Origin of the sequence: Hydrogenophaga luteola (assembly GCF_042648585.1) — a bacterium.
In the GTDB taxonomy this organism is placed as follows: Bacteria; Pseudomonadota; Gammaproteobacteria; order Burkholderiales; family Burkholderiaceae_C; genus Hydrogenophaga; species Hydrogenophaga luteola.
The window spans coordinates 293,237-306,152 of record NZ_JBHRXX010000009.1 but is presented as its reverse complement, the minus strand read 5'-3'; the positions used below and the strand labels follow the sequence as shown (position 1 = coordinate 306,152).

At 65.5% G+C, this 12,916-nt stretch carries 13 protein-coding genes; 5 read left to right on the top strand and 8 right to left on the bottom strand.

Features of this window, described 5'->3' with window-relative positions; genetic code table 11:
- Positions 1 to 92: 92 nt before the first annotated feature.
- From trxA to ACFOPI_RS20230, 4 genes are all read left to right on the top strand, one after another.
- Positions 93 to 425: a thioredoxin TrxA gene (trxA, locus tag ACFOPI_RS20245; protein ID WP_066151299.1), complete on the top strand. Its 333-nt coding sequence runs from the start codon at positions 93 to 95 to the stop codon at positions 423 to 425.
- Positions 426 to 618: 193 nt separating this feature from the next.
- Positions 619 to 1,881, top strand: a complete 1,263-nt coding sequence (gene rho / locus ACFOPI_RS20240) for a transcription termination factor Rho (protein WP_066151301.1) — start codon at positions 619 to 621, stop codon at positions 1,879 to 1,881.
- A 99-nt stretch (positions 1,882 to 1,980) separates the two neighbouring features.
- Positions 1,981 to 2,229 carry a type B 50S ribosomal protein L31 gene (locus tag ACFOPI_RS20235; protein WP_382177972.1) on the top strand — a complete coding sequence of 83 codons (249 nt, stop codon included), beginning with the start codon at positions 1,981 to 1,983 and terminating at the stop codon, positions 2,227 to 2,229.
- A gap of 108 nt (positions 2,230 to 2,337) precedes the next feature.
- Positions 2,338 to 4,044, top strand: coding sequence for a hypothetical protein (locus ACFOPI_RS20230; protein ID WP_382177969.1), 1,707 nt, complete (start codon positions 2,338 to 2,340; stop codon positions 4,042 to 4,044).
- On the opposite strand, the gene phoR is transcribed toward ACFOPI_RS20230, so the two are convergent.
- From phoR to ACFOPI_RS20190, 8 genes are all read right to left on the bottom strand, one after another.
- The gene (gene phoR / locus ACFOPI_RS20225; protein WP_382177966.1) at positions 4,041 to 5,357 is read right to left on the bottom strand and encodes a phosphate regulon sensor histidine kinase PhoR; all 1,317 of its coding nucleotides are present in this window, start codon (positions 5,355 to 5,357) and stop codon (positions 4,041 to 4,043) included. The two genes, ACFOPI_RS20230 and phoR, sit on opposite strands and share 4 nt — an antisense overlap.
- Positions 5,354 to 6,076 carry a phosphate regulon transcriptional regulator PhoB gene (gene phoB / locus ACFOPI_RS20220; RefSeq protein ID WP_382177963.1) on the bottom strand — a complete coding sequence of 241 codons (723 nt, stop codon included), beginning with the start codon at positions 6,074 to 6,076 and terminating at the stop codon, positions 5,354 to 5,356. The genes phoR and phoB overlap by 4 nt, the downstream gene beginning before the upstream one ends.
- Before the next feature lie 40 nt (positions 6,077 to 6,116).
- Entirely contained in the window at positions 6,117 to 6,818 is a 702-nt protein-coding gene (gene phoU / locus ACFOPI_RS20215) for a phosphate signaling complex protein PhoU (RefSeq protein WP_066260037.1), read from the bottom strand.
- A gap of 15 nt (positions 6,819 to 6,833) precedes the next feature.
- Positions 6,834 to 7,625, bottom strand: coding sequence for a phosphate ABC transporter ATP-binding protein PstB (gene pstB, locus ACFOPI_RS20210; protein ID WP_382177960.1), 792 nt, complete (start codon positions 7,623 to 7,625; stop codon positions 6,834 to 6,836).
- Positions 7,626 to 7,656: 31 nt separating this feature from the next.
- On the bottom strand, positions 7,657 to 8,514 hold the full coding sequence (pstA, locus tag ACFOPI_RS20205; protein WP_382177958.1) for a phosphate ABC transporter permease PstA: 858 nt from the start codon (positions 8,512 to 8,514) through the stop codon (positions 7,657 to 7,659).
- 1 nt (position 8,515) lies between these two features.
- Positions 8,516 to 9,514, bottom strand: a complete 999-nt coding sequence (pstC, locus tag ACFOPI_RS20200) for a phosphate ABC transporter permease subunit PstC (RefSeq protein ID WP_382177955.1) — start codon at positions 9,512 to 9,514, stop codon at positions 8,516 to 8,518.
- A gap of 91 nt (positions 9,515 to 9,605) precedes the next feature.
- Positions 9,606 to 10,637: a phosphate ABC transporter substrate-binding protein PstS gene (gene pstS / locus ACFOPI_RS20195; protein ID WP_382177952.1), complete on the bottom strand. Its 1,032-nt coding sequence runs from the start codon at positions 10,635 to 10,637 to the stop codon at positions 9,606 to 9,608.
- A 98-nt stretch (positions 10,638 to 10,735) separates the two neighbouring features.
- Positions 10,736 to 11,296 (bottom strand): TlpA family protein disulfide reductase, encoded by a 561-nt coding sequence (locus tag ACFOPI_RS20190; protein ID WP_382177949.1) that lies wholly within the window; start codon positions 11,294 to 11,296, stop codon positions 10,736 to 10,738.
- Positions 11,297 to 11,426: 130 nt separating this feature from the next.
- Here ACFOPI_RS20190 and ppx point away from each other — a divergent pair, with 130 nt between their 5' ends.
- A complete protein-coding gene (gene ppx / locus ACFOPI_RS20185) occupies positions 11,427 to 12,908 on the top strand; it encodes an exopolyphosphatase (RefSeq protein WP_382177947.1) in 1,482 nt (493 codons plus the stop codon).
- The last annotated feature ends 8 nt before the right edge of the window (positions 12,909 to 12,916 follow it).

Here is a 12,916-nt window from a genome sequence, read left to right as displayed (position 1 = left end):
CTGTCACAATGTCTCGGTTCACGGGTGTCCGCCCTGGCGGCTGCTCCGTTTCCGACTTTAACTTCCCCGATCCACGTTCTTCAGGATGAACCATGGCCAGTGAGCTGATCACCCACGTTTCCGATGCAACCTTTCAGGCCGATGTGCTCGACGCCAAAGCCCCTGTGCTGGTCGACTTCTGGGCGGAATGGTGTGGCCCCTGCAAGATGATCGCCCCGATCCTGGACGAAGTGGCTGGCTCCTACAACGGCAAGCTCAAGATCGCCAAGGTCAATGTTGACGAAAACCGCGACATCCCGGCCAAGTTCGGCATCCGTGGCATCCCCACGCTGATGCTGTTCAAGGACGGCCAGCTGGCCGCCACCAAGGTGGGCGCGATGAGCAAGGCCCAGCTGACGGCCTTCATCGACCAGCAACTGGCCTGACCGGCTCGGCGCCGGCCACCGCTGCTCCGGGTGCAAGGCCCGGAGACGGCTCAGGTGGCCGGTTTTTTCCTGTCATAATTCTTGCGTCAGCTGGCCCACCAACGCCCAGCCCCTCCTGACAGCGCCAGTCCGCCATCCGGACATCAGCGCCCCTCCCCCGGTTCTGACAAGACTCCCCTCCGGAGCGATTTCCATGCACCTTAACGAACTCAAGGCACTGCACGTGTCTGAAGTCCTCAAGCAGGCCGAAGCGCTTGAGATCGAAAACACCGGCCGCATGCGCAAGCAGGAGCTGATGTTCGCCATCATCAAGAAGCGCGCCAAGGCTGGCGAACAGGTGAACGCGGACGGCGTGCTGGAAGTGCTGCCCGACGGCTTTGGCTTCCTGCGCAACATGGACACCAGCTTCACGGCGTCCACCGACGACATCTACATCTCGCCCAGCCAGATCCGCCGCTTCAACCTGCATACCGGCGACATGATCGAGGGCGAGGTGCGCATCCCCAAGGACGGCGAACGCTATTTCGCGCTCAACAAGCTCGACGCCATCAACGGGCTGCCACCCGAGGCGAACAAGCACAAGGTGATGTTCGAAAACCTGACGCCGCTGTTTCCCAAGCAGCAGATGCGCCTGGAACGCGACATCAAGACCGACGAGAACATCACCGGCCGCGTCATCGACATCATCTCCCCCATCGGCAAGGGCCAGCGTGCCCTGATCGTCGCCCCGCCCAAAAGCGGCAAGACGGTCATGATGCAGCACATCTGCCACGCCATCACCGCCAACCACCCCGAGGTGGAGCTGATGGTGCTGCTGGTGGACGAGCGCCCGGAAGAAGTGACCGAGATGCAGCGCACGGTGCGCGGCGACGTGATCGCCTCCACCTTCGACGAACCGGCCGCCCGCCATGTGCACGTGGCCGAGATGGTGATCGAGCGCGCCAAGCGCCTGGTCGAACTCAAGAAGGACGTGGTGATCCTGCTGGACTCCATCACCCGATTGGCCCGCGCTTACAACAACGTGCTGCCCAGCTCCGGCAAGGTGCTGACCGGCGGCGTGGACGCCAACGCCCTGCAGCGCCCCAAGCGCTTCTTCGGCGCCGCGCGCAATGTGGAAGAAGGCGGCTCGCTGACCATCATCGCCACCGCACTGGTCGACACCGGCAGCCGTATGGACGAGGTGATCTTTGAAGAGTTCAAGGGCACCGGCAACAGCGAAATCCACCTCGACCGCCGCCTGTACGAAAAGCGCGTCTTCCCCTCGATCCAGCTCAACCGCAGCGGCACCCGCCGCGAAGAACTGCTGCTGGCGCCCGAGATCCTGCAGAAGACCCGCATCCTGCGCCAGTTCATGTACAACATGGATGAGATCGAGGCCATGGAAATGGTGCTCAAGAGCATGAAGGCCACGAAGAACAACTCCGAGTTCTTCGACATGATGCGCCGCGGCGGTTGAGGTCGCCATAAACATCATATAATTCAAGGCTTTGCAACTTGCGGCAAGTACGAGAGAACGGTTTTCTCGCGGCTGCCGCACCTGACCCAAGGAATCGCCATGAAAGAAGGCATTCACCCCAACTACCGCGAAGTCTGCTTCGTGGACCTGTCGAACAACTTCAAGTTCGTGACCCGTTCCTGCGCGAACACCAAGGAAACGATCAAGATGGAAGACGGCCGCGAGCTGCCGCTCTTCAAGCTGGATACCTCCAGCGAATCGCACCCCTTCTATACCGGTACCCAGAAGTCGGTGGACAACATGGGTGGCCGCGTCGAGAAGTTCCGCAATCGCTTCGGCAAGAAGTAATCGGACTGATCGACCCTGCGGGCCTGCGCCCGGGAAGAAAAGCAGCCGATCACCCGGCTGCTTTTTTTTCGTCCTGAGCATCCAGCGTACCCCTGTATATTCCCCGCCGTGAGTCTTGCCACCCCCGCCATCGTGACCCAGTCGGCCGTGCGCCGTCTGCCAAGGCTCGCCCTGCTGCTCCTGGGCCTGGCCTACGTGCTACCCGGTTTCCTGGGGCGGGAGCCGTGGAAAAACCTGGACGTGGCGGCTTTCGGCGCCATGATGGAAATGGCCCGCGGCAGCAGTGACTGGTGGCAGCCCCAGGTGCTGGGACAGGCTGCCGAGATGACGGGCCCACTGCCCTACTGGCTGGGAGCACTGGCCATCCAATTCTTGTCGTTTCTGCCGCCCGATCTTGCCGTCCGGGTGCCGTTCGGCATGCTGCTCGCGCTGACCCTGGTCTGCACCTGGTACGCCACCTACCACCTCGCGCGCCAGACCAGCGCACAGCCCGTGGCCTTTGCCTTCGGTGGCGAAGCGGACCCGATCGACTATGCGCGCGCGATGGCGGACGCGGCACTGCTGGCACTGGTGGCCTGCCTGGGCCTGGCCCAGATGTCGCATGAAACCACGCCGGACCTGGCGCGGCTGGCCATGGTCAGCGCGGTGCTGATGGCAGCCACGCGCATGGCGCTGCCGCTGACCCGCCACCCATGGAAGGCAGTGACCCTGTGGGGTGCAGCCACCCTGGGCCTGGTGCTCAGCGGAGCGCCCTGGATCGCACTGGCCTTGGGTGCGGGCCTGCTGTTGCTGGTGTGGACCAGCCGGTCCGCCCAGGGCGCAGCGGCGCCGCAGCAACTGAGCTGGGTGGTGGGACTGCTGGCGCTGGCCGCCTTGCTCGCGTCGATCACCCAGCAGATCCACTGGCCACAGGCGCTGTCGCTGCCCGCCTCTGTGGCGGACTGGAAGCGCTGGGGCAAGCTGCTGGTGTGGTTCACCTGGCCCGCGTGGCCCTTGGCGCTCTGGACGCTCTGGCGCTGGCGCCACCAGTTGCGCAGCCCCCATGTGGCGCTGCCTCTGTGGGCGGCGCTGGTCAGCGTAGTCAACAGTGCGATCAACCCCGACTTCGACCGTTCGCTGCTGCTGGCCCTGCCCGCGCTGGCGGTGCTCGCCGCGTTCGCGCTGCCCACGCTGCGACGCAGCGTGTCCGCGCTGATCGACTGGTTCACGCTGGTCTTTTTCAGTGGGTGCGCCTTGGTGATCTGGGTCATCTGGTTCGCGATGCAAACCGGCGTCCCGGCCAAACCCGCCGCCAACGTGGCCAAGCTGGCCCCCGGGTTCAACCCTGAGTTCTCCTGGCTGCTCCTGCTGCCTGCGCTGCTGGCCACCCTGGCCTGGGGCTGGCTGGTGGCATGGCGTGTGGGGCGACATCGGCAGGCGATCTGGAAAAGTTTGGTGCTGCCGGCCGCTGGCGCCACCTTGTGCTGGCTGCTGCTCATGACGCTGTGGCTGCCGCTGCTGGACTACGGCCGCAGCTATGGGCCGGTGGCACGCCGCATCGCCACGCTGGTGCCACCCGGCTCACCTTGCGTACTGGTGGACGGGCTTGGCCAGACCCAGATCGCGTCTCTGCAGTTCCAGGGCGGTCTCAGTTTGCGCCGCACCGGTGACGAGGCCGCAAGCGAGTGCCGGATCATGGTGGTGAACCCGGACACCCAACCGACGCTCGACGAACGGGTGGCACTGACGGATTGGGCCTACAAGGCCACAGTGCGGCGCCTCAACGACCGCGAACGGGTGCTGATCTACCAGCGGGTGGGCGGCCCGCCTCGCTAGGTGCCGGTGGCGCGCACGCGGGTAACCGGCAGCGCGATGATGAACGTGGAGCCACGCCCGACCGTGCTGTGCACCACCACCTGTCCACCGTGGCGCTGTGCCACATGTTTGACGATGGCCAGCCCAAGACCCGTGCCCCCCGTCTCGCGCGAGCGGCTGCGGTCCACACGGTAGAAGCGCTCGGTCAGGCGCGGAAGGTGCTCGGCTTCAATGCCCGGTCCCGTGTCTTCCACGAAGAATTCGCCGCCTCCGTCATCGACCAGACGCCAGCCGGCCCGGATGCTTCCCCCCGGTGGCGTGTAACGGACCGCGTTGCTCAGGAGGTTGGACATGGCGCTGAGCAGTTCGTTGCGGCTGCCTGCCACCTGCAGCTCAGGCCCGGGCACCACCTCGATCCGATGCACCGGGTCGGCGATCACGGCAGACAAGCCCTGCGCCTCCTGCACCGCCTGACGCAGCAGCTCAGAGACCCCGACCCACTCCGCGGTGCTCGGCACGGGACTGCCTTCCAGCCGCGACAGTGTCAGCAGGTCGTTCACCAGCGTCTGCATGCGCTGGGCCTGCTGGCTCATGAGGCCCAGAAAACGGTGGCGGTCGGCCTCCTCCAGCGGCAGGCTTTGCATGGTCTCCACAAAACCGCTGAGCACCGTCAGCGGCGTGCGGATTTCGTGCGAGACGTTGGCCACAAAATCCCGGCGCATCGACTCGGCCAGCTGCACCGCCGTGACATCTCGCGTGAGCATCAGCTGCCGCTGGTCACCATAGGGGTGGATCTGCAGCGAGATTTTTCTGGGCTGGGTCGGGCGCTGGCCAGGACCGTCGACCTCGATCTCCGAACCGAAGTCACCCGCGTCCATGTAGGCATTGAAACTCGGATGCCGCACGAGGTTGCGCACGTACTGCCCGATGTCGCGCTGCGGATCGATGCCCAGGTGCTGTGCCGCCGTCAGGTTGGACCACTCGATGCGAGCCATGCTGTCGAGCAGCACCACCCCGTTGGGCGAGGCCTGGATGGCGGCCAGAAAATCCTCCAGCCGCTCATCACTGCCATGGGCCTTCTGTTCGAGAGAACGGAACCGCTTGCGCGTGCGCTCCAGCAGCTCTCCCCAGAGCCCGGAGAGCCTGGGGATGTGAATGTCGTCGGCCCGGCTGAGCCAGCGCAGCAGCTGCGCAGCGCGCAGGCTGTCCCAAGCCAGCCAGAGCAAGGCACCCAGGCCCGCTCCCGCCAGTGTCCAAGTCGCTGAGCCTCTGGACCAGCCCCACGCGCCAGCCGCTGCGACCAGCAGCAGCAGCCCCACCGCCCGGCTGATCATGCGGCGCTGTCGCCGCTTCCCTGCCCGACGGCCACCCGGGCCGTGAGGCGGTAGCCCGCACCACGCACCGTTTCGACCATGCCGGCGGCGTCGCCCAGGGATTCCCTCAGTCGCTTGACGTGTACGTCCACGGTGCGCTCCTCGATGAAGACATGGTCGCCCCATATCTTGTCGAGCAGGGTACCACGCGTGTGCACGCGCTCCGGGTGCTTCATCAGGTAGTGCAGCAGCTTGAATTCGGTCGGCCCCAGCTTGAGTTCGACCTCGCGGAAGCTCACGCGGTAGGTGGCTGCGTCCAGCGACAGCTCGCCCACCTGCACCGAGTCGTTGACGATCTCGGGCGCACGGCGGCGCAACACGGCGCGGATGCGCGCCAGCAGTTCCTGAGTGGAAAAAGGCTTGGTGATGTAGTCGTCGGCGCCAGCGTCCAAGCCCTGCACCTTGTCCGACTCGTCGCTGCGGGCCGTCAGCATCAGGATGGGAACGGTCTTGGTACGCTCCTGGCGGCGCCAGGTGCGGGCCAGGGCAGCGCCGCTCTCGCCGGGCAGCATCCAGTCCAGCAGGATCACGTCGGGCAGCACGGCGTCGATCTCTCGGCGTGCCGATTCGCCGTCGAACACGACCGTGGGCGCAAAACCGTTGTGGCGCAGATTGACCGCGATCAGCTCGGCAATCGCCGGTTCATCCTCGACCACCAGCACGCGGGGTAGTTTTTTCACAATGTCGATCCTGGAAACGGCACAGGAGTTGTGGTTCTGGTCATCCCACCACCGACTGCACTTTGTCCATCGAGCTGTGGCGCACGTCCTCGCCCTTGACCACGAAGATGATCTGCTCGGCGATGTTCTTGGCGTGGTCGCCCACGCGCTCCAGAGACTTGGCCAGGAACAGCAGGTCCAGGCTCGGTGAGATGGTGCGCGGGTCTTCCATCATGTACGTGATGAGCTTGCGCAGGAAGCCGTTGTACTCGCCGTCGATGGCGTCGTCTTCCTTGATGATCGCCAGCGCCATGTTGGTGTCCAGACGGGCGAACGAATCCAGCGTTTTTCGCAGCATGCCGGCGGCCAGGTCGGCGGCCAGGCGTAGCTCGGAGATGGGCAGCGAACGCGGCGAACCGCTTTCGATGATCGACTTCACCATGCGCGCAACGCGGGCGATCTCGTCGCCGGCACGCTCCAGGTTCTGGGTGGTGCGCGAGATCGCCATCAGGAAGCGCAGGTCGCGCGCGGTGGGCTGGCGGCGGCCGATGGTGGAGATGATCTCGTGGTCGATGTTCATCTCCATCTGGTTGATCCGGTTCTCGGTCTCGAGCACCTGCTCGGCCGTCTCCTGGCTCAGATGGACCAGGGCGTAGACCGCCTGGTGAAGCTGGGATTCGACCAGCCCGCCCATCTCCAGCACGTGGGTGGAGATGGAGTTGAGCTCGGCGTCGAACTGGCTGGAAATGTGTTTGTCACCCATGTTGTGCTCCCTGTATCAGCCGAAGCGGCCGGTGATGTAGTCCTCGGTCTCTGTGCGCGTGGGCTTGAAGAAGATCTGCTCGGTGGAACCGAACTCGATCAGTTCACCCAGGTACATGTAGGCCGTGAAGTCGCTGCAACGGGCGGCCTGCTGCATGTTGTGCGTGACGATGGCGATGGTGTAGTCCTTCTTGAGCTCGTGCACCAGCTCCTCCACCTTGCCGGTGGAGATCGGGTCCAGCGCCGAGGTCGGCTCGTCCAGCAGCAGCACCGAGGGCTTGACCGCCACGCTGCGCGCGATGCACAGGCGCTGCTGCTGACCACCGGAGAGCGACAGGCCGCTCTGGTTGAGCTTGTCCTTCACCTCGGTCCACAGCGCCGCCTTGCTCAGGGCCCACTCGACGCGGTCGTCCATCTCGCTGTTGGACAGGTTCTCGTAGAGGCGCACACCGAAGGCGATGTTGTCGTAGATCGACATCGGAAACGGCGTCGGCTTCTGGAACACCATGCCGATGCGCGCGCGCAGCAGGTTCAGGTCCTGCTTGGGGTCGAGGATGTTGTCGCCGTAGAAGTTGATCTGCCCTTCGGCGCGCTGGCCGGGGTAGAGGCTGTACATGCGGTTGAGCGTACGCAGCAGCGTGGACTTGCCGCAGCCCGACGGGCCGATGAAGGCAGTCACCTTCTTCTCGGCGATGTCCATGGTCACGTTCTTGAGACCCTGGAACTTGCCGTAGAAGAAGTTGAGGTTGCGCACCTCGAGCGCGTTGCGCTGTTCGACGGCGGCGGGAGCGATGGCGGTGGCGATCATGTGGGTGGTTTCCGTGTGGGTGGCGCCTGGCTCAGGCAGGAGTCTTGTTCCGGAAGAAGACGCGGGCAACGATGTTCAGGATGAGCACGGCCAGGGTGATCAGCAGCGCGCCGCCCCAGGCCAGGCGGATCCAGTTGTCGTAGGGGCTCATGGCGAACTGAAAGATCACGACCGGCAGATTGGCCATGGGCTTGCTCATGTCGGCGTTGAAGAACTGGTTGTTCAGCGCAGTGAACAGCAGCGGCGCCGTCTCACCACTGATGCGGGCCACGGCCAGCAGCAGGCCGGTCATGACACCGCTCTTGGCGGCGCGCAGCGTGACCATGGAGGCGACCTTCCAGCGCGGCGCGCCCAGGGCGAATGCCGCCTCGCGCAAGCTGCCCGGCACCAGTCGCAGCATGTTCTCGGTGGTGCGCACGATCACGGGCACCGCGATCAGCGACAGCGCCAGCGTGCCAGCCCAGCCGGAGAAACCGCCGACCGTGGCCACCGCGATCGCGTAGACGAACAGGCCCAGCACGATGGACGGGGCCGACAGCATGATGTCGGTCACGAAACGGGTCAGTTCGGCGGTCTTGCTGGTATCGCCGTACTCGGCAAGGTACACGCCGGCAAAAATGCCGATGGGGGTGGCAAACAGCACTGTGGCACCCACCATCAGCAGGCTGCCGACGATGGCGTTGCGCAGGCCGCCGCCTTCAGAACCCGGCGCCGGGGTGTCGTGGGTGAACATGTTCAGGTCCAGCGCAGCCAGGCCGTTGGACAGCAGCACGTACAGGATCCACAGCAGCACCGCCAGGCCCAGCACCATGGAGCCCATGGACAGGGTCAGACCGACGGCGTTGGACAGCTTGCGGCGCTGATAGAGGGATTGGTTGAAATCGTTCATGTCACAGCCCCTTTGCCTTCTCGGCGCGCACGATCATCCACTTGGCCAGGGCCAGCACGATGAAGGTGATGACAAACAGCAGGAAGCCCAGCGCGAACAGGGCCGAGATGTGGAAGTCGGCGGCCTCGCCGAACTCGTTGGCCAGCGTGGAGGCGATCGAGGTACCCGGCGAGAACAGGGAGGTGGGCATGCGGTTGGCGTTGCCGATCACGAAAGTGACCGCCATGGTCTCGCCCAGCGCACGGCCCAGACCCAGCATCACGCCGCCGATCACACCCTTCTGCGTATAGGGCAGCACCACGCGGCGCACCACCTCCCAAGTGGTGCAGCCCAGGCCATAAGCCGACTCGCGCAGGATGGGCGGCACGATCTCGAACACGTCGCGCATCACGGCGGCCACGAAGGGCAGCACCATGAAGGCCAGCACGATGCCGGCGGCCAGGATGCCCATGCCGTTGGTGGAACCGCCGAACAGGAAGCCGATCAGGGGCATGCCGCTCATGAGCTTCTGCACCGGCACCTGGAAGTAGTCTGCGAACAGCGGCGCGAACACGAACAGGCCGAACATGCCGTAGATGATGGACGGCACCGCCGCCAGCAGCTCGATGGCCGTGCCCAGCGGACGTCGCAACCAGGGCGGGCAGGTTTCGGTCAGGAACAGCGCGATGCCGAAGGCCAGCGGCACTGCGATCAGCAGCGCAATGCCGGCACTGGCAAGGGTGCCGACGATGGCGATCGCGGCACCGAATTCTTCGTTGATGATGTCCCACTCGACGTACCAGATGAACCGGGCGCCGAACTTCTGCAGGACGGGCAGTGCATTGATGAACAGCGAGACGATGATGCCCAGCAGGGCGACCAGCACCAGCAGCGAGAACAGCTGGGTGACACGGTGAAACAGGGCGTCCTGCAACCGCTGCTTGCGCGCGATCGACAGCATGCGGGAATTGGCCGGCGCTGCGGCCTCGGATGGCGACGTCATGGTGATGCCCACGCTCATGATGGGGTCCCCTTCAGGTGCTTTCATACCGTTGAAAGGCCCGGGAACCGGTGCAAAGTGTGCACCAGAGCCCGGGCCACGGGTGCCTGTATTACTTGGCGACCTGGTTCCAGACCTTGCTGCGGATCTGGGCGGTCAGGGCGTCAGGCAGCGGCACATAGTCCAGCTCGGTGGCCAGGGTCTTGCCCTTGCTGAAGGCCCAGTCGAAGAACTTCAGGGCTTCGGCCGAGGCGGCCTTGTCTTCCGGGTTCTTGTACATCAGGATGAACGAGGCGGTCGACACGGGCCATGCGTTGTCGCCCTTGGCGTTGACCATGGAGATGCCCATGCCCGGCACGCTGAACCAGTCGGCGCTGGCGGCGGCGGCAGCGAAGGTGGTGTCGTCGGGGCTGACGTACTTGCCGTTGGCGTTCTGCAGCTGCATGAAGTTCATCTTGTTCTTCTTCACGTAGGCGTATTCCACGTAGCCGACCGCACCCTTGATGCGGTTGACATTGGCGGCCACGCCTTCGTTGCCCTTGCCACCGACGGACGAAGCGGCCGGCCACTTGACGGCGGCGCCCTTGCCCACGGAATCGGCCCACTCCTTGCTCACGGCGCTGAGGTAGTCGGTCCAGTTGAAGGTGGTGCCCGAACCGTCGGCGCGGTGCACCACGGTGATGTTCTCTTCCGGCAGCTTCTTGCCGGGGTTCAGGGCCACCAGCTTGGGGTCGTTCCACTTGGCGATCTTGCCCATGAACATCTCGGCCAGCACGGGGCCGGTCACGCGCAGTTCGCCAGGCTGGAAGCCGTCGAGGTTGATCACGGGCACGGTGCCGCCGATGATGGCCGGGAACTGGATCATGCCGTCCTTGTCCAGATCAGCACCGGGCACCGGGGCGTCGGTGGCGCCGAAGGTCACGGTCTTGGCACGGATCTGCTTGATGCCGCCGGAGGAGCCGATGGACTGGTAGTTCAGGCCGGTGCCGGTTTCCTTCTTGTAGGCCTCTGCCCACTTGGCGTAGACCGGGAACGGGAACGTGGCGCCCGCGCCGGTGATGTCGGCAGCAAAGGCCGGGGCGATCGCCATGGTGGCCAGGGCGGCGGCGGCGACGGTCTTCAGAAGGGAGCGTTTGGTGATCATTCGGGTCCTCACGGGTTGGTGAAAAGGTTCACAGCCCCGGACTCTAGGCACCCACCGTGACAGCTCTGTGACAAAACGACGATGTCACATGACAGCCTTCAGAAAAGGCGGCCCATGTCCTGCACGTCTTCCGCAAACATCTGGCCCTTTTCGGCCAGTAGCAGGCGGCCGTCCGGCCCTGCCAGCAGCGTCACCGGCAGCCCCCTGGGCTTGGGGAAGGCCTGGCGCCAGGCCGGGGAGGCCCAGGCAGCCGGAAATCCGTAGCCTTTTTTCTTAAGGTATTGCTCGGCGTCGGCCGGCTTTCGGTCGATCGACAGCGCCAGCATCTGCAGCCCACGCCCCTGCTGCGCCTTCCAGAAGGCGTCCATCTCTGGGCTCTGCAGCGCGCAGAACGGGCAGGTGCTGGCCCACCAATACACCAGCAGCGGCTTGCCATGCGCCTGCTGGGGGTCGAACCGCCCACCGCCAATGAGGTCCACCGCCGGCACCGACAGGGTGCTGCCCAGCGCCGGCAAGGGCGGCGCCTTGGCCTCTTCGGCGGCGGCCGTCACCGGCTGCCCCAGGACGGGTCTCACCAGCCCGGCGGCGACCACGGCCATCGCCGCGCCCAGCCACTGGCGACGGTCGGAAGCGGTTTCGAAGCGGGTGCGCTGGTACATGCGAGCGGGTCCGGAAAGCAAACGGGACGGGAGGACGAAGAGCGCAGCATACGCAGCACGGGCCACGGCTTCAAGCCGGACGGTGCGGCCCATGCGTCACAATCGGCCCACTTTCGTCAGCGCCCGCCCCATGCAAAACGGTACCCTGCTCGCCGCCATCGACCTTGGCTCCAACAGCTTCCGCCTCGAAATCGGACGCCTCCAGTCGGGCCATATCGAGCGCGTCGAGTACATCAAGGAAACCGTGCGCCAGGGCAACGGTCTGGACGAGAACAAGATGCTCAGCCCGGCGGCCATGCAGCGCGGCTGGGACTGCCTGGCCCGCTTCGCCGAACGCCTGCACGGCTTTCGCAAGCAGCAGGTGCGCGCGGTGGCCACCCAGACCCTGCGCGAGGCGCGCAACCGGGACGACTTCCTGCAAAAGGCGCAGGCCATCCTCGGTTTTGGCATCGAGGTGATTTCGGGCCAGGAGGAGGCGCGGCTGATCTACCAGGGCGTCTCCCACCTGCTGCCGCAGTCGGACGAGCGGCGGCTGGTGGTGGACATTGGTGGCCGCTCCACCGAAATGATCATCGGCCAGGGCTACACCGCCAGCCAGATGGAGTCGTACCGGCTGGGCAGCGTCGCCTGGTCCACGCGCTACTTTCCCAAGGGCCAGTTCACAGCCGATGCCTTCCGCACGGCCGAGATCGCGGCCAAGGCGGTGCTCGACCAGGCGCTGGACAGCTTCCCTCCCTCGCTGTGGTCGGTGGCCTACGGCTCCTCGGGCACCGTGGGCGCGGTGGCCGACGTACTGTCCGCCAACGGCTGGCCGGCCGGCGTGGTCACGCGCGACGGGCTGGACTGGCTGGTCGAGCGACTGATCAAGGTGGGCAGCGCCGACCAGCTGCGCATGGAAGGCATGAAGGACGACCGCCGGCCGGTGATCGGCGGCGGTGTGAGCGTGCTGCGCGCCGTGTTCGACCTGTTCGGTATCGCAGAGATGATTCCCGCCCAAGGTGCGCTGCGGCACGGCGCCCTCTACGACCTGATCGACCGCGACGCCGGGGGCGGCGACGTGCGCGAGCGCACCGTGCGCTGGCTCAGCGAGCGCTTTTCGGTGGACGCCGCGCAGGCGCAGCGGGTGAGCGAGGTGGCCACCGCCCTCTTCGCCCAGGTCGCTGCCGGCGAGGCCAACGAGCGCTTCTCGCAGAAGCTGGCCTGGGCCGCGCGGCTGCACGAGATCGGCACCCACATTTCGCACGACCGCTCCTACCACCACGGCGCCTACATCCTGGACAACGTGGACGCATCGGGCTTCTCGTTCCCCGAACTGCACCGCATGAGCCAGCTGGTGCTGGGCCAGCGCGGCAAGCTGCGCAAACTGGAAGAACCCCTGCAGGACGAGCTGTTCGCCAAACAGCTGCTGTGCCTGCGGTTGGCGGTCATCCTGTGCCACGCGCGACGGATGCCCGAACACGAGACCCTGAAGCTGGGCTACAAGGCCGGCGCGTTCCGGCTGGTGACGCCCGAGGGGTGGGCCCGGCGCTTCCCCCAGTCGGCCTGGTTGCTCGGGGAAGAGTTGCTGGCCTGGCAGAAATCAAACTGGAAATTCTCCGCCGACATCCGTTGAAAGCGGCA